We start from the raw sequence: 19,384 nt of genomic DNA, 5'->3' as shown, positions 1-19,384 counted from the left end.
CGACCAGCCGTGTGGGAGCGGGATGTACGCAAATCTCGAGACCAGCCCAAAACAACTGTGGGAGCGAGCCTGCTCGCGATGGCGTCGGGTCAGTCAATTCATCACCAACTGACACTCCGCTATCGCGAGCAAGCTCGCTCCCACAAGGGAACCGGTGGTGTACAAAAATCCCGAGACCAGCCCAAAACAATTGTGGGAGCGAGCCTGCTCGCGATGGCGTCAGGTCAGTCAATTCATCACCAACTGACACTCCGCTATCGCGAGCAGGCTGAACTGGTCAAGTAATCTTGGACACCGATTAAGGTTCACGCCGCCAACCTTTCCTTCGCGACCGGCGACCGGTAGTCGTTGTAGCTGTGAGGCCTGCTGATGTTGTAGCGCGAGACATAGCGCTGCACGTCTGCCCGGGCCTCATGTTCCAGTTTGTAGCCCGTTTCAGGAACCCACTCTGATTTCAAACTACCAAAGAAACGCTCCATGGGGGCGTTGTCCCAGCACTCGCCTTTACGGCTCATACTTTGCCTAAACCCGTGTTTCACAAGCTCGTTTCGGAATTTATGACTGGTGTACTGACAACCTTGGTCTGAATGAAACAACACATCCTGGGGGTGGCCGCGTAGCTCAACCGCCATGCGTAGCGCTTCGCAGGTCAGGTTGGCATCAGAAATCATCGAGAACGACCAACCCACGATCCTCCGAGCGTACAGATCCAGAACGGCGGCGAAGTACATCCACCGCTTGCCGACCTTGATGTAAGTCACGTCGCCACACCACACCTGGTTAACCGCCGTTACATCAAATTTTCGCTTGAGCACGTGCGGCGCCACCAATGCCTCAACGCCCGGCGACTTGTACTTATGGCGCCTGCGCTGACGACTAGCGATGCCAGCTTCGCGCATCAAACTGCGAGCCATATAACGTCCGATACGATGCCCTTTGGCTTTTAGCTCCTTGGACAAAGTACGTGCGCCGGCCGACTCTCTGGACGCCCTGTGGTGCCTGACCAGCGCGGCTTTGAGCTTGTCCCGTTCAGGATTTGCTCTGCCTTGGCGCTGGCGCCAGGCGTAGAAACTACTGCGGTTGATCCCAAACGCCCGGCAACACCTTTTAACGCCGTATTGCTCGTCCAGCTCATCGATCAGCGTGAATGATCTTTGGCGTCCAAAAGCAGGAGAGCACTGGCCTTTTTTAGGATTTCAATGTCCAGGTCTTTCTCCCTGAGTAGGGCTTTGAGCCTCTGGATTTCTCGCTGATCAGCGGTAATCGCCTTGGCCCCTACCGGGGTCGAACCCAGGCGTTCTTTTTGCACTTGATCGACCCAGCGGCGCAGAGCAGTGGGGCCGATATCTAGGCTGGCACAGACCTCGGTAACCGGCTGGCCTTCATCCAGCACCATGCTGGCAGCCTTGAGCTTGAACTCACTCGAATAAGATTTACGCATATCCAAACACCTCAGATTTGGGCGCTATCATAGCGCCCGATTGAAGTGTCCAAAATCATTAGGCCAGTTCAGGCTCGCTCCCACAAGGGAACCGGTGGTGTACAAAAATCCTGAGACCAGCCCAAAACAACTGTGGGAGCGAGCTTGCTCGCGATGGCGTCAGGTCAATCAAATCCTCGTCAACTGACACTCCGCTATCGCGAGCAGGCTCGCTCCCACAAGCGAACCGGTGGTGTATAAAAATCCTGAGACCACCCCAAAACAACTGTGGGAGCGAGCCTGCTCGCGATGGCGTCGGGTCAGTCAATTCATCACCAACTGACCCACCGCTATCGCGAGCAGGCTCGCTCCCACAAGGGAACCGGTGGTGTACAAAAATCCCGAGACCAGCCCAAAACAACTGTGGGAGCGAGCCTGCTCGCGATGGCGTCAGGTCAGTCATTTCATCACCAACTGACACTCCGCTATCGCGAGCAGGCTCGCTCCCACAAGCGAACCGGTGGTGTACAAAAATCCTGAGACCAGCCCAAAACAACTGTGGGAGCGAGCTTGCTCGCGATGGCGTCAAGTCAGTCAATTCATCACCAACTGACATTCCGCCATCGCGAGCAAGCTCGCTCCCACAAGGGAACCGGTGGTGTACAAAAATCCTGAGACCAGCCCGAAACAACTGTGGGAGCGAGCCTGCTCGCGATGGCGTCGGGTCAGTCAATTCATCACCAACTGACCCACCGCTATCGCAAGCAGGCTCGCTCCCACAAGCGAACCGGTGGTGTACAAAAATCCTGAGGCCAACCCAAAACAACTGTGGAAGCGAGCCTGCTCGCGATGGCGTCAGGTCAGTCAATTCATCACCAACTGACACTCCGCTATCGCGAGCAAGCTCGCTCCCACAAGGGAACCGGTGGTGTACAAAAATCCTGAGACCAGCCCAAAACAACTGTGGGAGCGAGCCTGCTCGCGATGGCGTCAGGTCAGTCAATTCATCATTAACTGACCCACCGCTATCGCGAGCAGGCTCGCTCCCACAAGGGATGGGCCTCAGTTCAACAGCACTTGGGCCCGGCCTTGCCGCCGTAACGGGCCTCTTGGCGCTCTCGGAAGAACGCCTCGTAGTCCATCAGCGGCTTGTCCGGGTGCTTGGTTTGCATGTGCTCGACGTAGTTGTCGTAGTCGGGCATGCCGACCATCAGGCGGGCGGCCTGACCGAGGTATTTACCGAGGCGACTCAAGTCATTGAACATCGTTGCAATCCTCTATCAAGCGTCCGGCAGGGCCTGGAATGGCGCTTCTTTGTCCGTGCGCTCTTTCGTGCCCCAGGCGGCGATGCCGACCTTGAGCGCGTAGAACAGGATGCTGAAGACCACGAACAGGAACAATACCGTCAGCGTTGCGTTGGTGTAGGCATTGAACACCACGTGCTGCATCTGCTCGATGCTCTTGGCCGGGGCCAGGATCTGGCCGGCGGCCAGGGCATCGTTGTATTTGCGCGCCAGGGCCAGGAAGCCGATCGCCGGGTTGGCGTCGAACAGCTTGATCAGGCCCGCGGTGGTGGTGCAGATCAGCAGCCAGCTCGCCGGCAGCAGCGTGACCCAGACGTAGCGCTGGCGCTTCATCTTGATCAGTACCACGGTGGCGAGCATCAGGGCGATACCGGCCAGCATCTGGTTGGAGATGCCGAACAGCGGCCACAAGGTGTTGATGCCGCCCAGCGGATCGATCACGCCCTGGTACAGCAAGTAACCCCACAGCGCGACGCAGCCGGCAGTGGCGATCAGGTTGGCGGTCCAGGATTCGGTACGCTTGAGGGCCGGCACGAACGAGCCGAGCAGATCCTGCAGCATGAACCGCCCGGCACGGGTGCCGGCGTCCACCGCGGTGAGGATGAACAGCGCTTCGAAGAGGATCGCGAAGTGGTACCAGAAGGCCATGGTGTTCTCACCCGGCAGCACCGAGTGCAGGATCTGCGCGATACCGACCGCCAGGGTCGGCGCACCGCCGGCACGGGCCAGAATGGTGGTCTCACCGATGTCCTTGGCCACCGCTTGCAGCGCGTCGGGGGTGATTGCAAAGCCCCAACTGCTGACGGTCTGGGCCACGGCCACCACGTCAGTGCCGACGATCGCCGCCGGGCTGTTCATGGCGAAGTACACGCCCGGCTCGATCACCGAGGCGGCAACCATCGCCATGATGGCCACGAAGGATTCCATCAGCATGCCGCCGTAACCGATGTAGCGGGCATTGGTTTCGTTATCCAGCAGCTTGGGCGTGGTGCCCGAGGAGATCAGCGCATGGAAGCCCGAGACCGCGCCGCAGGCGATGGTGATGAACAGGAACGGGAACAAGCCGCCCTTCCACACCGGCCCGGTGCCGTCGGTGAACTGAGTCAGCGCAGGCATTTTCAGCTCGGGCATGGTGACCAGGATGCCGATCGCCAGGGCGACGATGGTGCCGATCTTGAGGAAGGTCGACAGGTAGTCCCGTGGCGCCAGGATCAGCCACACCGGCAGGACCGCCGCGACAAAACCGTAGCCGATCAGCATCCAGGTGATCTGGATCCCGGTGAAGGTGAAGGCCTTGGCCCAGACCGGATCGGCGGCGATCTGCCCGCCCAGCCAGATCGAACCCAACAGCAACAGCACGCCGATGATCGAGATCTCGCCGATGCGGCCCGGGCGGATGTAGCGCATGTAGATGCCCATGAACATCGCGATCGGGATGGTCGCCATCACCGTGAAGATGCCCCACGGGCTCTCGGCCAGGGCCTTGACCACGATCAGCGCCAGCACCGCGAGGATGATGATCATGATCAGGAAGCAGCCGAACAGCGCGATGGTGCCGGGAATGCGGCCCATTTCCTCGCGCACCATGTCGCCCAGGGAGCGACCGTTGCGGCGGGTGGACAGGAACAGGACCATGAAGTCCTGCACCGCACCGGCCAGCACCACGCCGGCGATCAGCCAGAGCGTGCCGGGCAGGTAGCCCATCTGCGCGGCCAGCACCGGCCCGACCAGCGGCCCCGCGCCGGCAATGGCCGCGAAGTGGTGGCCGAACAGGATGTGCTTGTTGGTCGGGACGTAGTCCAGGCCATCGTTGTTGAGCACGGCAGGCGTGGCCCGGCGCGCATCGAGTTGCATCACGTTGTTGGCGATGAAGAGGCTGTAGTAGCGATAGGCGACCAGGTAAATGGCCACGGCTGCGACGACGATCCAGAGGGCGTTGATCGGCTCTCCGCGGCGCAAGGCCACGACACTCAGCGCACAAGCTCCCAGAACAGCCACGGCAAACCAGGCGAGGTGTTTAACCAAACGGGTTGTCATTGCGTGTCTCCTGCCGATATCCAATGGATTGCGGCGATTGTTTTTATAGTGTGCCCCGGCTATTCGGAGCCGGCCCAATATCCCTGCATGCCGTCAATAAATAAATCCGTAGTACTACGTAGAACCCCGATTCCCTTGTGGGAGCGAGCCTGCTCGCGAAAGCGGCGTGTCCGTTAATGATGATTTGACTGCCCCATCGCCTTCGCGAGCAGGCTCGCTCCCACAGGTCTTATGCCGCGCGCACAGGTTTGGCATATGATGCCGCCATTCGCCTCCCCGCCGCGCCCGGACTGGAGTAAAGATGCTGCTCAAACACAAAATCGTTGCTCTCGGGATCCTGCCGCTGGTCCTGGCGATTGCTGTCATCGGTGCCTTGGTCATCTCGCTCAACCGCCAGTTGGGTGATCAACAGGCGCAACTGATCGAAGACAGCATCCTGGCGAGCAAGCGCGCCGAATTGAAGAACTATGTCGAGATGGCGCAGAGCCTGATCGCGCCGCTGTATGACAACGGCCAGGGCGACGCGCGGGCACAGCAGCAGGTACTGGAAGAGCTGCGCAAGCTCAGCTTCGGTATCAACGGATATTTCTTCGTGTACGACCGCCAGGGTCGCAGCCTGATGCACGCCCGGCAGTCGGAACTGGTCGGGCAATACCTTTGGGACATGAAAGATCCCCAGGGCCTGCCCGTCATCCAGGCGTTGCTCAAGAGCGCCGAATCGGGTGAAGGCTTCCAGCGTTATGCCTGGAACAAGCCTTCCTCCGGCCAGGTGACCGACAAACTGGCCTATGTCGTGATGCTCGATCGCTGGGGCTGGATGCTCGGCACCGGGATTTACCTGGAGGACGTGGAGCGTGCCACCCAACAAGCCCGCGCCGAAGTGGCCCAAGGCATCCACACCACCATGCAGGCAATCGCCGCCATTGCACTGATCGCAGTGCTACTGGTGTTCGCCGGCGGCATTACCCTCAACGTCAGCGAGCATCGCCTGGCCGACAAGAAACTGCAGCGCTTGAACCAGCGCATTGTCAGCTTGCAAGAGGAAGAGCGCTCCCGGGTATCCCGTGAATTGCATGACGGCATCAGCCAACTGTTGGTGTCGATCAAGTTCCAGTTCGAGCTGGCCAGCCACGTCATCGAGAACGGCCAGGAAAATGGAGTGGGCATCTTGAAAAACGCCACGGACCGACTGGGTGAAGCCATCGGTGAAATCCGTAGCATCTCCCACGACCTGCGCTCGTCTTTGCTCGACACCCTGGGCCTGCCTGCCGCCATCGGCCAGCTTGCGGCCGAATTCGAGCAACGCAGCGGCCTGGAAGTGTCCTACCGAAGCAACGAATTCGACTGTCGCCTGGAAAACGGCGCACCGGTCTCGCTGTTTCGCATCGCCCAGGAAGCGCTGACCAACATCGAGCGTCACGCCGGGGCGAAGCGTGTGGCCATCACCCTGTTCGGCTCCGGCCAGTCCTTGCGCCTGACCGTTGTGGATGACGGGATGGGCTTCAACGTTCCACAGGTCGAGCGCGGCCATACGGGCATCGGCTTGCGTAATATCCGCGAACGGGTCGAGCATTTTGGCGGGCGGCTGGACATGACATCGGTGCCAGGACGAAGCGAACTGGATATCCTCTTGCCCATGACCATGCCCACCACGGAAAGCTGATGCGCCTTGAATTCAACAAGAGCCCTTGCCGATGACCCTGTCTCCAGCCATACGCGTCGCCCTGGTCGACGATCATTCCCTGGTCCGGGACGGCATCCGCGCCCTGCTGTCCGTCATGCCCCGGCTGGATGTGGTTGGCGAAGCGGAGAATGGTGTACAGGCCATCGAAATGGTCGAACGCTGCCAGCCGGATCTCCTGTTGATGGACATCGGCCTCAAGGACATGAACGGCCTTGAGCTGACCCGACTGCTGGGCAGGCAGCACCCAGGCTTGAAGATCCTGATTCTGAGCATGTATGACAATCATGAGTACGTCAGCGAATCGGTGCGCGCCGGCGCCAGCGGCTATGTCCTGAAGAACTCGCCGTCGAAGGAAATCATCGCCGCCATCGAGGCCATCATCAGCGGCGGCACCTTCTACAGCGCCGAGATCGCCCAGCGCCTCGCCACCGACCCGCACACCGACAGCGAGCTGACGCCGCGCGAGACCCAGGTGCTGAAGAAAATGGTCCAGGGCTTCAACAACAAGGAAATGGCCCGCGAGCTGGACATCAGCGTCCGCACCGTCGAAACCCACCGCCTGAGCATTCGCCGAAAGCTCAACATCGACAAGCCCGCGGCCCTGGTGAAATACGCGATCGACCACGGGATCATTCCGCGCTGATGTAGTAACCAGGATGTTCAAGATCATCCAACAACCCCGGCCCGCTCGGCACCCAGCCCAACAAACCGCGGGTGTACTCACTGGACACCGCCATGTTCGCGCCCGCCATGTGAGCGAACCAGCCAAAATGCTCGCGCTCTCGGGACTCGACCGGCACTCCCAGGCCACGTCCTATCGCCTGGGCAATGTCCTTGAAGGGTACAGCTTCGTCGGTGACGGCGTGGTAGACGGACTGGGTTACGCCCTGCTCAAGCGCCAATCGATAGACCCGTGCCGCATCCAGTCGATGCACGCCCGACCAGCAATGGTTACCGTCGCCGAGATAAGCCGATACGCCCTGCTCACGGGCCAGACGAATCAGGATCGGTACGAATCCATAGTCGCCGACGCCATGGACCGATGGCGCCAACCGAACCGTCGCCACGCGCACACCACGCTCGGTCAGATCCCTTGCCGTGGCTTCGGACTTGCGAGGCGAGGCCGGGCTGACCACTTCCAGCTCACTGGCGCCCCGGGTCAATCCGAACAAGCCCGAGGTCACCAATAGCGGTCGCTCGGAGCCTTGCAACGCGCCGCCCAGTGCCATAATCGCACGACGGTCTTGCTCGGCATTTTCGGCAAATCGTGAAAAATCATGATTAAAAGCGGTGTGAATAACCGCATCCGCCGCCGACGCTGCATGATGCAGGACATCCAGATCATCCAACGTCCCTTGAATTACTCTCGCGCCGGTGGCGGCGAGCGCGGCAACCTTTTCTTCGCAACGGGCCAGGCCGGTGACTTGATGCCCGGAGCCGAGCAAATCCTGCACCACGGCCGACCCAACCCAGCCCGTGGCACCGGTAACGAATACGTGCATGAGCAACGCTCCTGTCTGGAAAAGCGAGATAGAAAGTCTTCTATAACCTGAACAAGGCTCAGGATTTGTATTGAACTTGTATTTCCCGACTTTGGAGCAACATCAAGGCCACCCCGAACGACAACGCAACCGCAACAGCACCACCCAGGTAAACCGCCTCGATGCCCCAACCACAGGCCAGCACACCAGCCAGCGGGCTGGTCATGCCCAGGGAAATATCGAGGAAGGCAACATAGGCGCCCATGGCGAGGCCACGTGACTGCGGCGGAGCACGCCGCACTGCTTCCACGCCAAAACCGGGAAACGCCAGGGAATAACCGAAGCCGGTAAACGCGGCGCCGAGATAGGCGGTGAATGCCGTATCGGCGCCCCAGATGAGCAGCAGCCCAACGGCCTCGATCACGACGCAGACCAATGCGACACGCGCGCCACCTATTTTGTCTGGAAGATGCCCGAACAACAGCCGCGCGCCGATGAAGGCCAGACCGAACGCCGTGAACGCGAGCGAAGCGTTGCCCCAATCCCTGGCCGCGAATAACAAGGCAATGAACGCTGTCACGACACCAAAGCCGACGCTGCAAAACGCCAGGCCCATGCCGGGAACCCATACCGCGCCGAACATCTTGTAGAACGGTGTGCGCCGGGTCGCCGTAGGGGCTACGCCGCGGACGCCGGCGACAACCGCCAAGGCCAACAGCGCAATAAACGCCGACGCCACAACGATGCCCATGAATCCCCAACCCGAATCGAGCGCCACGCCAAGCGGGGCGCCCAGGGCGAACGCGCCATACATGGCAATGCCATTCCAGGCCATGACCTTGCCGGCATGCTGCCCCCCTACAAGACCGATGCCCCACCCCAACGCCCCGGTGACGATCAGGCTTTCACCGATCGCCAGCAGCACGCGACCGCCTACTAACAGCCAGACCGACAACACCGGCGTAGCGACGAACGCCAGGGACAGCAGATAGACCAAAGCGGAAACCGCCGCCGTCACCAGCCCGACCATGACCGCGCGCTTGCCGCCGCGCAGGTCGGCGAAATTGCCGGCCCAGGATCGCGACAGCAGCGCCGCGGCGAACTGTGCACCCACTACCAGGCCAATCACCAACGTGCCCATCCCCAGCGTGTCGTGCAAATGAAGCGGCAAAACTGGCAGTTGCATGCCGATGGTGAGAAAGCCAATGAACACGGTCAACGTGAGCGGCAACAACTTGAATACCGGATTGGTATCGACGGCTGCCGGGGGCGCCACAGAGGCACCCGGATGAATATTTTCTTGAGTCATAACCCTACCCATGGAAAGGGACGCGAAGTGAAGTTGAATGCCGCTTGCGCAGCCGCCTAGAATGCGATCAATTAGTCGCATTCAAGATACGAATAATCCGTCGTATTTCCTATTCGCATTCCTTTTCCGAGGCCGATGCCGCCATGTCCGATCGCCCAAGCCCGCAGATTTCCTCACGCAAGCAGCCAAAACAGGCACGGTCCACCGAGCTTGTGGCGGCAGTCCTGGAAGCGGCTGTTCAGGTTTTGGCGAGTCAGGGCGCCCAACGCTTCACCGTTGCCCGCGTTGCCGAGCGAGCGGGTGTGAGCGTCGGATCGGTGTATCAGTACTTTCCGAACAAGGCAGCGATCCTGTTTCGGCTGCAAAGTGATGAATGGCGGCAGACCAGCGATATGTTGCGAGACATTCTGGAAGATCCCTCCACACCGCCCCTCTCGCGGTTACGAACCCTTGTGCAGGCGTTCATCCAGTCCGAGTGCGACGAAGCGCAGATTCGCGTCGCGCTCAACGACGCTGCGCCACTTTATCGGGATGCGCCTGAGCACCAGGCGGCACGTACTTCAGTGCAGGCATCGGTGGATGCGTTCATGCAGCAAGCGCTGCCGGACGCGAGTATGCAAACCCGCGCCCTGGCCGGTGAGCTGATCATCGCCACCCTCAGCTCCGTGGGGAAACGGTTTTCGGCAACGCCTCGCGTTCGGCAAGAAGTCCAGAGCTATGCCGATGCCATGGCAGATATGTTCTGCGCCTACCTGAAAAACCTCCAGGCGTGCGAGAGCACGGCAGGCTGAGCATTCGCGTCGACGTTCCAGTGACAGCCCGCCGGCAGTTTTACTACACTCCCCCGTCTTGTCCCCTTCCCTTGCGAGACGTCCCATCCCATGAAAACCATAACAAGCACGATGACGCTCTTTGGCCTGTTGGCATTCTGCGGCAGCGCCCTGGCCGAACCAACGGCTTCGCATCTGGACAAAGTGATCCAGCAAGGTGAACTGCGCGTGTGCACCACCGGCGACTACAAGCCCTACACCTACAAGGCCGAATCGGGGGAATACGAAGGCATCGACATCGACATGGCCCGCTCGCTGGCCGCCAGCCTGGGCGTCAAGGCGCAATGGGTCCAGACCACTTGGAAAACGTTGATGCCCGACATGCTGGCGGGCAAGTGCGACATCGGGATGGGCGGGATTTCGGTGACCCTGGAACGACAGAAGAAAGCCTATTTCAGCAACACCCTGGACGTGGATGGCAAGATCCCGCTGGTGCGTTGCGAAGACCAGTCGCGCTACCAGACCATCGAGCAGATGAACCAGCCTTCGGTGCGCCTCGTCGAGCCGGCCGGTGGCACCAACGAAGCCTTCGTGCGGGCATTCCTGCCCAAGGGCCAGCTCGCCTTCCATGACAACGTGACGATCTTCCAGGAGCTGTTGGACAAACGCGCCGACGTCATGATCACCGATGCCTCGGAAGCGCTCTACCAGCAGAAACTCAAGCCGGGCCTGTGCGCCGTCAACCCTACCCGCTACCTGCAATATGGCGAGAAAGCCTATCTGCTGCCCCGTGACGACAACACCTGGAAGATGTACGTCGACCAGTGGTTGCACCTGAGCAAGGCCAACGGCAGCTATCAGAAAGTCATCGGGCAGTGGCTGGCCGTGCCTCAAGCTCAATAACGAACCGGTGGCCGTACACGCTCCCAGGTTTGTGTGCGGCGCCATGGTCTGGCATGTTGGGCCTTCAAACAGAACTGTCACGAGGCCCCATGCAGATCGAATTACTGGAAATCAGTGAGCACCTTCATCGTTTTCCGCCATTCGATGCCCTTCCTCAGGAGACCCTGGAGGAAATTGCCCGGCGCGTCGAAGTCGCGTATTTCAAGGCCTCAAGCCCGATCCTGGAAGCAGGTGCGGCCATTCATGACCTGCACTACGTACGCAGCGGCGCGGTCGAGATCTATCGGCGAAGCGGCGAACTGTACAACCGGCTGGTCGAGGGCGATATCTTTGGCCAGGCGGGCTTGCTGCGCAGCAACCGGGTGCGTTTCCCGGCCAAGGCCCTGGAAGACAGCCTGATCTATTTCATTCCGGCGGATGTATTCGCCCAGTTATGCGAGCGGCACGACAGTTTCGCCGACTTTGTCGAGGCCGAGGGGCATTCCAGGCTCAAGTCAGCCGTCGAGGCCCAAGGCCGTGCGAGCGAGCTGATCCAGCTCAAGTCCCGAGCATTGATTTCCCGGGATCTGGTCTGGGTTACGCCGCAAACCAGCGTCCGGGAAGCCGCACAGTTGATGACCGAACGAAGCGTTTCCTGTGTCGTGGTCCTTGAGCCAGCCGGGAAACACCCCGAGCAGATGCTCGGCATCGTGACCGACCGGGACTTGCGCACCCGCGTTGTGGCCGCCAACCGCAGCGGCGAAACCACCATCGGCGAAGTGATGTCGATCGACCCGGTGGCCATCCAGGCCGATGACTCGTTGTTCGAGGCGATGCTGTGCATGCTCAGGAGCAACATCCATCACCTTCCGGTGATGCACAAGGGCCGCACGCTGGGCTTGATCAATCTGTCGGACATCATCCGACACGAGTCTCAGAGCAGCCTGTACCTGGTAAACAGTATTTCCAACCAGACCAGTGTCGAGGGTCTTCGCTCATTGCTGCGCGACCTACGCGGGACCTACATACGCATGGTCCGCGACGGCGCGACCGCCCACATGATCGGCAGCGCCATCTCGGGCATTGGTCGTGCCTTCACCCAGCGCCTGCTTGAACTGGCCGAACGCGAACTGGGACCACCACCGGTTCCGTATTGCTTCATGGTGCTGGGCTCGATGGCCCGTGACGAACAATTGCTTGTCACCGACCAGGACAACGCCCTGGTGCTGGACGATCGTTTCGACCCAGCGCTGCATGACGATTACTTTCGCAAGCTGGCTGCGTTCGTCAGCGACGGGCTCGCCCAATGCGGCTACAGCTACTGCAAGGGCGGGATCATGGCGACCAACGTCCAGTGGCGCCAGCCATTGCGAGTGTGGCGTGGCTATTTCAGCCAGTGGATCGAGAAACCGAACGCCGCCACCCTGCTCAACAGCTGCATCTTTTTTGACTTGGACGGGGTCTATGGCGCGCTGGACATGGTCGAATCGCTCAAGACGCTTTGCGCGCAGAAGTCCAGGGATACTCCGGCTTTCCTGGCGGCGATGGCGCGCAACGCATTGAATCGCACGCCGCCCCTGGGTTTCTTTCGTACATTTGTCATGGAAACGGATGGGGAACAAAAACAGATCATCAACCTCAAGGGCCGTGGCACGGCACCCCTCACCGACCTGATCCGCATCCACGCGCTGGCGTGTGGCACCACGGCGCAAAATTCATTCGATCGGCTCGATGCCATCGGCCAAACGCAATGGGTACCACCCGAGGCCATCGAGCATCTGCGCTACGCATTGGAGTTCCTGTCGATGGTGCGCATACGGCACCAGGTCGATGCCATCGAACAGGGTCGCAAACCGGATAATTACATCGAGCCCGAGCGCTTCTCAACCGCTGAGCGGCACAACCTCAAGGAAGCCTTCCAGGTGTTGAGCAATGCCCAGAAATTCCTGCGTTTCCGCTATCCCGGTCACGCCCGGCCATCCCGATGAACGCCCCACGAGTAGCGACCGAACGGACGATGCCGGACTGGGCGGCGCGCTTCGAACAACTGGCGCGACAAGCACGCCATCCCCTGCTGCAGCGTTTCTACCAGACCGGGGTGATCGACGGCCAGACCGCGTTGGAACAAGTGGAACTGCTGGCCATGGACTTGGAAACCACTGGTTTGAACGCCCGCAGCGACAGCATCGTCAGCATTGGCCTGATGCCTTTTACCCTGAAGCGAATACGTTGCGGCGAAGCCCTGTACTGGGTCATCAAACCTTCCACGCTGACCCATGAGTCGGTGACATTCCATCGCATTACCCATGCCGACATCCGTCATGCCCCTCGATTCCCCGACATCATGGACAACCTGCTGGAAGCATTGGCGGGGCGAATCATGGTGGTGCATTACCGGGCCATCGAGCGCGACTTTCTGGACGAGGCGTTTCGGCGTCACCTTGGAGAGGGCCTGCAGTTTCCGGTCATTGACACGATGCAGCTGGAGGCATGGCGGGTCAGGGGTCGGCGCCGTTGGCTGGACCGGCTGTTGCGGCGGCCACCGGCCTCCATCCGGCTGGCCGATACGCGTCTGCGTTATCGACTGCCCACCTATCACGCCCACCATGCATTGACCGATGCACTGGCCACGGCCGAGCTGTTGCAAGCGCAGGTAGCCACCCATTACAGCCCGTCCGTGGCGGTCGGGCAGCTCTGGGATTGAACGCTGGGGCGCGCCTCGCCCCAGCCAATCTTCAGGCGATCAGGATCGCGGTTCTGACATCAATCCCTTCACCAGGGAAATACAGCCCAGCAGCAGAACGATGGCAAAGGGAAGCCCGGTCGAAACCGCCATGGCCTGCAAGGCGACCAGCCCCCCACCCAACAGCAGCGCAATCGCGATCACGCCCTCGATGACAGCCCAGAAAACCCGTTGGGGCACAGGCGCATCGACCTTGCCGCCGGCCGTGATGGTGTCGATTACCAGCGAGCCGGAGTCCGACGAAGTGATGAAGAACACGATCACCAGCACGATGCCCAGCAACGAGGAAATTTCCTTGAGGGGCAGCGCCTCCAGCATCGCGAACAGCTTGAGTTCCAACACTGCATCCTTTACCCCACTCAATCCCTGCAAGGTGGCCTGGTCGATGGCCGTCCCGCCAAAAGTGGTCATCCATAGCACCGACACCAGCGAAGGCACCAGCAAGACAGAAATCAGAAATTCCCGGACGGTCCGGCCCCGGCTGACCCGCGCAATGAACATGCCTACAAAGGGCGACCAGCTGATCCACCAGGCCCAGTAGAACGCTGTCCAGCCCTGGGTGAACTCGGCGTCCGTACGGCCGAAAGGATTGGACAATGCGGGCAGGTATTCAGCGTAGGTCACCACGTTCTTGAAGAAGCCGGTAAGAATGGCCAAGGTGGGACCGACCACGATGATGAAGAGCAGCAACAGGAGCGCCAGGCCCATATTGATTTCCGAGAGCAGCTTGACGCCCTTCTCCAGCCCGGCCAGAACCGACCACAGGGCAATCAGCGTGATACCGATGATCAGTACCACTTTGCTGACGTTGGACGATGGAATGCCGAACAGATGTTCAATCCCCGCCGCGGCCTGCTCGGCACCGATGCCCAGCGAGGTCGCCAGCCCGAACAGCGTCGCGAACACCGCCAGGATATCGATGATATGCCCTGGCCAGCCCCAGACGCGCTCCCCCAGCAACGGATAGAAAATCGAGCGAATCGACAGCGGCAAGCCTTTGTTGAACGAGAACAGGGCCAAGGACAACGCCACGATGGCGTAGATGGCCCAGGGATGCAGACCCCAGTGAAAAATCGTCGCAGCCATCGCCAGGTCCGCAGCGCCTTTCATATCGCCCGCTGCGCCATCGAGGGGGGCCCAGTCCGTGCGTACCCCGCTGGGATCGAGCGTCACGCCCCCCATCGCGGCGGCATAATGCGACATGGGCTCCGCTACGCCGTAGAACATGAGCCCGATGCCCATCCCGGCGGCGAACAACATGGAGAACCAACCCACATAGGTATGATCGGGCGTGGCATCGCGACCGCCCAATCGCACCTTGCCCAGTGGCGAAACGATCAACGCCAGGCACAACAGAACGAAAATATTGCCTGCGCTCATGAAGAACCAGGCCAGGTGCCGGGTCAGCCATCCGCGCATGGCGCTGAAAAGCGGCTCGACTTCATTTTGCAGCGCCAGCGTCACGATGACGAACAACAAAACGGTGGCGGCAGAGATGAGGAAAACCTTGCCATGGATGTCCAGGGAGAAAGAAAACTCACCGCGGAAATTGTCCTGTCCGATGACGTAGTCTGTTTCGATGAGATTTGCCTCGCCGCTAGGGGCAGGTATCCCCTCCGTACCGGGCGTCTGGGATTTTCCTGATAGATCGTCTACAGGATCTTTACCCACGTGAACCTCCTTTGATTATGCAACACGCACGCGCGCGTGATGGTCTGAAAAGCCCCGCTGTTCCAAGTGAAAACGAGAGTAAGTGCCATAGCCTAACAAGTCTGGAGGCATGCCTGTGACATCGACCGGCCATGACTGTTCCACAAACGACATCAGGTTGGGCCTACGAGACGCCGCGACCGTACTGGTTGCGCATCGAAGTCATCCGCCCCCAGGCAAAACGAAGGGCGCCGGGACAGTGTCCGGGCGCCCTTCGTATGGACCGTCCGTGGGGGTGCTTCAACTCACTGCGCGGCACGCACCTTGTTGATTTCGTCGTACATCATTTTCACCAGATCCCCGTCCAACGACTTGGCGAACTTGTCGACGACTGGCTTCACGCGCTCGCGAAAGCGGTCTTTCTCGGCCGGGGTGATTTCATTGACGGTCATCGCACCGGCCAGCGTCGCCTTGGCCTTTTCCATGCTCGTCTCGGTGACTTCACGCTGGAAGGTCTGCGCCTCGGCTGCGGCTGCGCGAATCATTGCCTTTTCGTCGTCGTTGAGGCGGTTCCAGGTTTTCTGGCTGATGATCAACGACTGCGGGTTGAAGATGTGGCCGGTGACGGAAAGATATTTCTGCACCTCGTAGAACTTGTTGCCCTCGATCACCGTGAACGGGTTTTCCTGGCCGTCGATGGTGTGCTGCTCAAGGCCCGTGTACACCTCGGGGAACGCCATCGGCACCGGGTTGGCGCCCAGGGCTGAGAAGGTTTCCAGGTAGATCGGTGACTGGATGACGCGCAGCTTCAAGCCCTGCAGGTCTTCGAGCTTGGTCACCGGGTGCTTGCTGTTGGTCAGGTTACGGAACCCCAGGTCCCAATAACCCAGCCCTACCAGCCCCTTGCTGTCCAGCTGTGCCGCCAGTTTCTGCCCGACCGGCCCATCGATGACGGCATGGGCCTCCTTGACGTCGTTGAACAGGAAGGGGAAATCGAGCATGGCGTAATCCGGTGCCTGGGCGGCCAGGATGCCGGAGTTGAGCACGGTGATGTCCAAGGTGCCGCCCTGCAATGCCGACACCGTTTGCACGTCGCCGCCCAGGGTTCCGCCAGGGAACAGGCGGACCTTTATCTTGCCGCCGCTCTTTTCACTGAGCAGGTCGGCGAACTTCTGCGCGCCCTGGCCCTGGGGATGTTCCTTGACGTTCTGGAACGCGAATCGCAAGGTCCGCTCACGGATCTCGTCCGCGTGGCTGGCCACGCCGGTCAGCAGCAAGCCCGTCGCGCACGCCCCGGCCAGCAAGGTTTTCATCAGTTTTCCCATGTCACTCTCCGATCGTTATTGTTTTTAAAGGTCGAGCCAGCGAGCACCGGTGTCAGCCGGTGAAGAATTTCAACGGTCCCAGTACCAGTTGCGGAAACAGCACCAACAGCAACAGCACCACAAATTGCGCAATCATGAACGGCCAGACACCCCGGACTATTTCCTCGAACTCCAGCTTCGCCACGCTGCAGACCACGTTCAGCACCGTGCCCACGGGCGGCGTGATCAAGCCAATCGCAGTGTTGATCAGAAACAGCACGCCGAAATACACCGGGTCGATCCCCGCCTGGATCACCGCTGGCATCAATACCGGCGTCAGGATGAGGATGGTCGGGGTCATGTCCATCACCGTACCGACCAGGATGATCAACGCCATCATCACCAGCAGCAGGAGCGTCTGGTTGTCCATGAACGGCGCGAGCAGTTCCGCCAGCTGGCCCGGCAGGTCGGCGATGGTCACCAGCCACGATGAAACCATGGCCGCCGCCACCAGCAGCATCACCACCGAGGTGGTCCTGGCCGAAGACAGGATCACTTCGTACAGCTGGCTGATCTTCATCTCCCGGTAGATCACCAGGGACACGAACAGCGAATAGACTGCCGCGACCACTGCTGCCTCCGTTGGCGTGAAGATGCCGAACTTGAGGCCCAGGATGATGATCAGCGGCAAGCCCATCGCCCAACTGCCATCGAGCAACGTGCGTAGCACCTCGGCACGGGAACGCTTGGGCGCCGTCTCGACGTTCTCGCGCCGGGAGATCAACCACCAGGCGATGGCCAGCCCGACGCCGAGCATCAGCCCCGGCACGATACCGGCCAGGAACAGCTTGGAAATCGACACGCCGGACGCCACGCCAAAAACGATGAAGCCGATGCTGGGCGGAATCACTGGCGCAATGGTGCTGCCAGCGGCGATCAGCCCGGCCGAACGTCCCCGGTTGTGCCCCGCCAACACCATCATCGGCACCAGCAACGCCGCCAACGCCGCCGCATCGGCCACCGCCGAACCGGAAAGCGAGGCCAGCAGGCAGGAGGCAATGATCGCGACGTAACCCAGGCCGCCGCGCTTATGCCCGACCAGCGCCATGGCAATGTTGACGATGCGCTTGGATAACCCGCCGACATTCATGACTTCGCCGGCCAGCATGAAGAACGGCACGGCCATCAGCGGAAAGCTGTCGGCGCCATTGAGCAAATTCTGCGCAATGATCTGCGCATCGAACAAGTCCAGGTAAAACATCAACGCGACGCTGACCACCAGCAAGGCAAAGGCAATCGGGATACCCAACGCCATGCTGCCCAGCAGCGACCCGAGGAAAATAGCCAACGTCATGGGCGGGTACTCTTGAGGGTGTCAGGGTTGAGGCCGGCGGCTTCGCTTTCCTCGACTGACAAAGGATCGTCATCCCGCAGTTTGCCGAACAATGCCAGGTACAGTTCGTACAGCAGGATCGCCGTGGCGCTGACCCCGAACACCAGCCCGGCGGCGTAGAACAACGCCATCGAAAGGCCCGAAGCCGGCGCGACCACGTTGAGGTTGATCACCGCCTGCTGCCAACTGCCGCTCACGATCAGTCCGCAAATGTAGAGCATCAGCAGATGCCCGATGACCAGGCAGGCACGCTTGCCTGCTGGCGGCAAGCGCTTGACCAGGCTGTTCATGCCCAGGTGCGCGCGGTCCTTGAGCGCCACGAGGGCACCTAGAAAAATCATCCAGACGAAGAACCAGCGCGACAGTTCCTCCGACACACTGATGCCGGAGTTGAAGGCATAGCGCAGCACTACATTGCCGAACACCAGCACGATCATCGCGACCATGCACAGCACGATCAGCAACTTGAGCAGCTTGAAATACAGATCGACGACTTTTGTCATCTTGAACACCTCCAGGTTGATCCGGACACCGGCCGTGTAGCCGGCGACAGGGCGAGCGCTATCGGATCGACGCTGGAATATTCCGGAAAGCACCGCAAAGGGAGGTACGCAATGAGGACAAGTTCGGTTGACGGGCACGCATGAGGGGATCCTCTGTTTTTATTATGGCCTCGCCTGGACATGGTAAGGCTGGGTGACCGCTAAAATGTACTACCCAGTTAATCCGGTCAATAACCTTGCTTGACCGGATGACCGATCCAGGCGGAACTACCGTGCGATTATCGGTCACCGTTGCGAGGCGCCCCGCAGCCTCCCGGTTGGGTGAGGGATTTTTCGAAGGCGATTTGTATCGCTCTGTATAGGAGCAGCCGATTGATACGAATCCGCCGATTTCGGGCCTTTGCGGCACACATCCTCGATACACCCGGGCGCTTAACTGCACACACCGGACAGCAGCACACACCCGCTGCACTGGCCCACTCAATCAAGCGCAAGGAGAATTACCATGATCAACTTCTCGAAACTCTCGTCCCTGGCAATCGCCCTGACCCTGGTTGGCGGCGTCGGCCTGTCAAACATCGCCTCGGCCGAAAGCGCACCGTCATCTTACGAACAGGCTGCACATCAGTTGGCCGAAGGTGGATCGGATCGCCTGATCGAGAATCGCGTAGCCGAAGGCGGCTCCGATCGCCTGATCGAGAATCGCGTAGCCGAAGGCGGGGCTGATCGGTTGCAGGAGCTGCGTGAACGCAGCCCTGTCTGAGAGCGCTTTTCTGTGGCGAGGGGATTTATCCCCGCTGGGCTGCGCAGCAGCCCTAAAGCCTTCGCCTCTGTCTTACAGGCCCACCGAGCTGCCTGATTTGGGTCTGCTGCGCAGCCCAGCGGGGATAAATCCCCTCGCCAC

The 19,384-nt window shown here is 60.4% G+C and carries 17 protein-coding genes; 7 read left to right on the top strand and 10 right to left on the bottom strand.

Features of this window, described 5'->3' with window-relative positions:
* Positions 1-305: 305 nt before the first annotated feature.
* The 4 genes from J3P92_RS11840 to J3P92_RS11825 all read right to left on the bottom strand — a co-directional run bounded on the left by J3P92_RS11840 (position 306) and on the right by J3P92_RS11825 (position 4,761).
* Positions 306-1,130: an IS3 family transposase gene (locus tag J3P92_RS11840; RefSeq protein ID WP_434611621.1), complete on the bottom strand. Its 825-nt coding sequence runs from the start codon at positions 1,128-1,130 to the stop codon at positions 306-308.
* Between the two features lie 8 nt (positions 1,131-1,138).
* The gene (locus J3P92_RS11835) at positions 1,139-1,441 is read right to left on the bottom strand and encodes a transposase (protein WP_014717988.1); all 303 of its coding nucleotides are present in this window, start codon (positions 1,439-1,441) and stop codon (positions 1,139-1,141) included.
* Between the two features lie 1,046 nt (positions 1,442-2,487).
* The gene (locus J3P92_RS11830; RefSeq protein ID WP_072390895.1) at positions 2,488-2,685 is read right to left on the bottom strand and encodes a YbdD/YjiX family protein; all 198 of its coding nucleotides are present in this window, start codon (positions 2,683-2,685) and stop codon (positions 2,488-2,490) included.
* A gap of 15 nt (positions 2,686-2,700) precedes the next feature.
* The gene (locus J3P92_RS11825; protein WP_045156376.1) at positions 2,701-4,761 is read right to left on the bottom strand and encodes a carbon starvation CstA family protein; all 2,061 of its coding nucleotides are present in this window, start codon (positions 4,759-4,761) and stop codon (positions 2,701-2,703) included.
* A 301-nt stretch (positions 4,762-5,062) separates the two neighbouring features.
* Between J3P92_RS11825 and J3P92_RS11820 the strand changes: the two genes are divergently transcribed.
* Together J3P92_RS11820 and J3P92_RS11815 are read left to right on the top strand one after the other, a co-directional pair.
* Complete coding sequence (locus J3P92_RS11820; protein ID WP_434611177.1) at positions 5,063-6,424, top strand: cache domain-containing protein; 1,362 nt, start codon at positions 5,063-5,065, stop codon at positions 6,422-6,424.
* Between the two features lie 31 nt (positions 6,425-6,455).
* A complete protein-coding gene (locus J3P92_RS11815) occupies positions 6,456-7,088 on the top strand; it encodes a response regulator (protein ID WP_434563810.1) in 633 nt (210 codons plus the stop codon).
* On the opposite strand, the gene J3P92_RS11810 is transcribed toward J3P92_RS11815, so the two are convergent.
* Positions 7,075-7,947, bottom strand: a complete 873-nt coding sequence (locus J3P92_RS11810) for an SDR family oxidoreductase (protein WP_434650880.1) — start codon at positions 7,945-7,947, stop codon at positions 7,075-7,077. The two genes, J3P92_RS11815 and J3P92_RS11810, sit on opposite strands and share 14 nt — an antisense overlap.
* A 58-nt stretch (positions 7,948-8,005) precedes the next feature.
* On the bottom strand, positions 8,006-9,235 hold the full coding sequence (locus J3P92_RS11805) for an arabinose transporter (protein WP_434650878.1): 1,230 nt from the start codon (positions 9,233-9,235) through the stop codon (positions 8,006-8,008).
* A gap of 143 nt (positions 9,236-9,378) precedes the next feature.
* On the opposite strand from J3P92_RS11805, the gene J3P92_RS11800 reads away from it, so the two are divergent.
* The 4 genes from J3P92_RS11800 (at position 9,379) to J3P92_RS11785 (ending at position 13,591) form a co-directional block, all read left to right on the top strand.
* Positions 9,379-10,026, top strand: a complete 648-nt coding sequence (locus J3P92_RS11800) for a TetR family transcriptional regulator (protein WP_434651119.1) — start codon at positions 9,379-9,381, stop codon at positions 10,024-10,026.
* Between the two features lie 90 nt (positions 10,027-10,116).
* Positions 10,117-10,908, top strand: coding sequence for a transporter substrate-binding domain-containing protein (locus J3P92_RS11795; RefSeq protein WP_420766514.1), 792 nt, complete (start codon positions 10,117-10,119; stop codon positions 10,906-10,908).
* A gap of 89 nt (positions 10,909-10,997) precedes the next feature.
* Positions 10,998-12,875: a DUF294 nucleotidyltransferase-like domain-containing protein gene (locus tag J3P92_RS11790; RefSeq protein WP_434563804.1), complete on the top strand. Its 1,878-nt coding sequence runs from the start codon at positions 10,998-11,000 to the stop codon at positions 12,873-12,875.
* Positions 12,872-13,591: a 3'-5' exonuclease gene (locus tag J3P92_RS11785; RefSeq protein ID WP_434611166.1), complete on the top strand. Its 720-nt coding sequence runs from the start codon at positions 12,872-12,874 to the stop codon at positions 13,589-13,591. The genes J3P92_RS11790 and J3P92_RS11785 overlap by 4 nt, the downstream gene beginning before the upstream one ends.
* A gap of 39 nt (positions 13,592-13,630) precedes the next feature.
* On the opposite strand, the gene J3P92_RS11780 is transcribed toward J3P92_RS11785, so the two are convergent.
* The 4 genes from J3P92_RS11780 to J3P92_RS11765 form a co-directional block, all read right to left on the bottom strand.
* Positions 13,631-15,301, bottom strand: a complete 1,671-nt coding sequence (locus J3P92_RS11780) for a BCCT family transporter (protein WP_434611164.1) — start codon at positions 15,299-15,301, stop codon at positions 13,631-13,633.
* 284 nt (positions 15,302-15,585) lie between these two features.
* The gene (locus J3P92_RS11775) at positions 15,586-16,605 is read right to left on the bottom strand and encodes a TRAP transporter substrate-binding protein (protein ID WP_420766518.1); all 1,020 of its coding nucleotides are present in this window, start codon (positions 16,603-16,605) and stop codon (positions 15,586-15,588) included.
* 52 nt (positions 16,606-16,657) lie between these two features.
* The gene (locus tag J3P92_RS11770) at positions 16,658-17,938 is read right to left on the bottom strand and encodes a TRAP transporter large permease subunit (RefSeq protein ID WP_420766519.1); all 1,281 of its coding nucleotides are present in this window, start codon (positions 17,936-17,938) and stop codon (positions 16,658-16,660) included.
* Positions 17,935-18,480, bottom strand: a complete 546-nt coding sequence (locus tag J3P92_RS11765) for a TRAP transporter small permease (RefSeq protein ID WP_434563796.1) — start codon at positions 18,478-18,480, stop codon at positions 17,935-17,937. The genes J3P92_RS11770 and J3P92_RS11765 overlap by 4 nt, the downstream gene beginning before the upstream one ends.
* A gap of 505 nt (positions 18,481-18,985) precedes the next feature.
* Here J3P92_RS11765 and J3P92_RS11760 point away from each other — a divergent pair.
* Entirely contained in the window at positions 18,986-19,243 is a 258-nt protein-coding gene (locus tag J3P92_RS11760; RefSeq protein ID WP_434650876.1) for a phage infection protein, read from the top strand.
* Positions 19,244-19,384: the final 141 nt, after the last annotated feature.

Origin of the sequence: Pseudomonas sp. D3-27 (assembly GCF_051132165.1) — a bacterium.
GTDB lineage: Bacteria > Pseudomonadota > Gammaproteobacteria > Pseudomonadales > Pseudomonadaceae > Aquipseudomonas.
This window is presented reverse-complemented; position numbering and strand designations above follow the sequence as displayed.

Coding starts and splice junctions, on each gene's coding strand:
- J3P92_RS11810 (WP_434650880.1), bottom strand. CDS start 7,947: ATGCACGTATTCGTTACCGGTGCCACGGGCTGGGTTGGGTCGGCCGTG.
- J3P92_RS11830 (WP_072390895.1), bottom strand. CDS start 2,685: ATGTTCAATGACTTGAGTCGCCTCGGTAAATACCTCGGTCAGGCCGCC.
- J3P92_RS11800 (WP_434651119.1), top strand. CDS start 9,379: ATGTCCGATCGCCCAAGCCCGCAGATTTCCTCACGCAAGCAGCCAAAA.
- J3P92_RS11760 (WP_434650876.1), top strand. CDS start 18,986: ATGATCAACTTCTCGAAACTCTCGTCCCTGGCAATCGCCCTGACCCTG.
- J3P92_RS11770 (WP_420766519.1), bottom strand. CDS start 17,938: ATGACGTTGGCTATTTTCCTCGGGTCGCTGCTGGGCAGCATGGCGTTG.
- J3P92_RS11765 (WP_434563796.1), bottom strand. CDS start 18,480: ATGACAAAAGTCGTCGATCTGTATTTCAAGCTGCTCAAGTTGCTGATC.
- J3P92_RS11820 (WP_434611177.1), top strand. CDS start 5,063: ATGCTGCTCAAACACAAAATCGTTGCTCTCGGGATCCTGCCGCTGGTC.
- J3P92_RS11835 (WP_014717988.1), bottom strand. CDS start 1,441: ATGCGTAAATCTTATTCGAGTGAGTTCAAGCTCAAGGCTGCCAGCATG.
- J3P92_RS11805 (WP_434650878.1), bottom strand. CDS start 9,235: ATGACTCAAGAAAATATTCATCCGGGTGCCTCTGTGGCGCCCCCGGCA.
- J3P92_RS11785 (WP_434611166.1), top strand. CDS start 12,872: ATGAACGCCCCACGAGTAGCGACCGAACGGACGATGCCGGACTGGGCG.
- J3P92_RS11815 (WP_434563810.1), top strand. CDS start 6,456: ATGACCCTGTCTCCAGCCATACGCGTCGCCCTGGTCGACGATCATTCC.
- J3P92_RS11825 (WP_045156376.1), bottom strand. CDS start 4,761: ATGACAACCCGTTTGGTTAAACACCTCGCCTGGTTTGCCGTGGCTGTT.
- J3P92_RS11775 (WP_420766518.1), bottom strand. CDS start 16,605: ATGGGAAAACTGATGAAAACCTTGCTGGCCGGGGCGTGCGCGACGGGC.
- J3P92_RS11790 (WP_434563804.1), top strand. CDS start 10,998: ATGCAGATCGAATTACTGGAAATCAGTGAGCACCTTCATCGTTTTCCG.
- J3P92_RS11795 (WP_420766514.1), top strand. CDS start 10,117: ATGAAAACCATAACAAGCACGATGACGCTCTTTGGCCTGTTGGCATTC.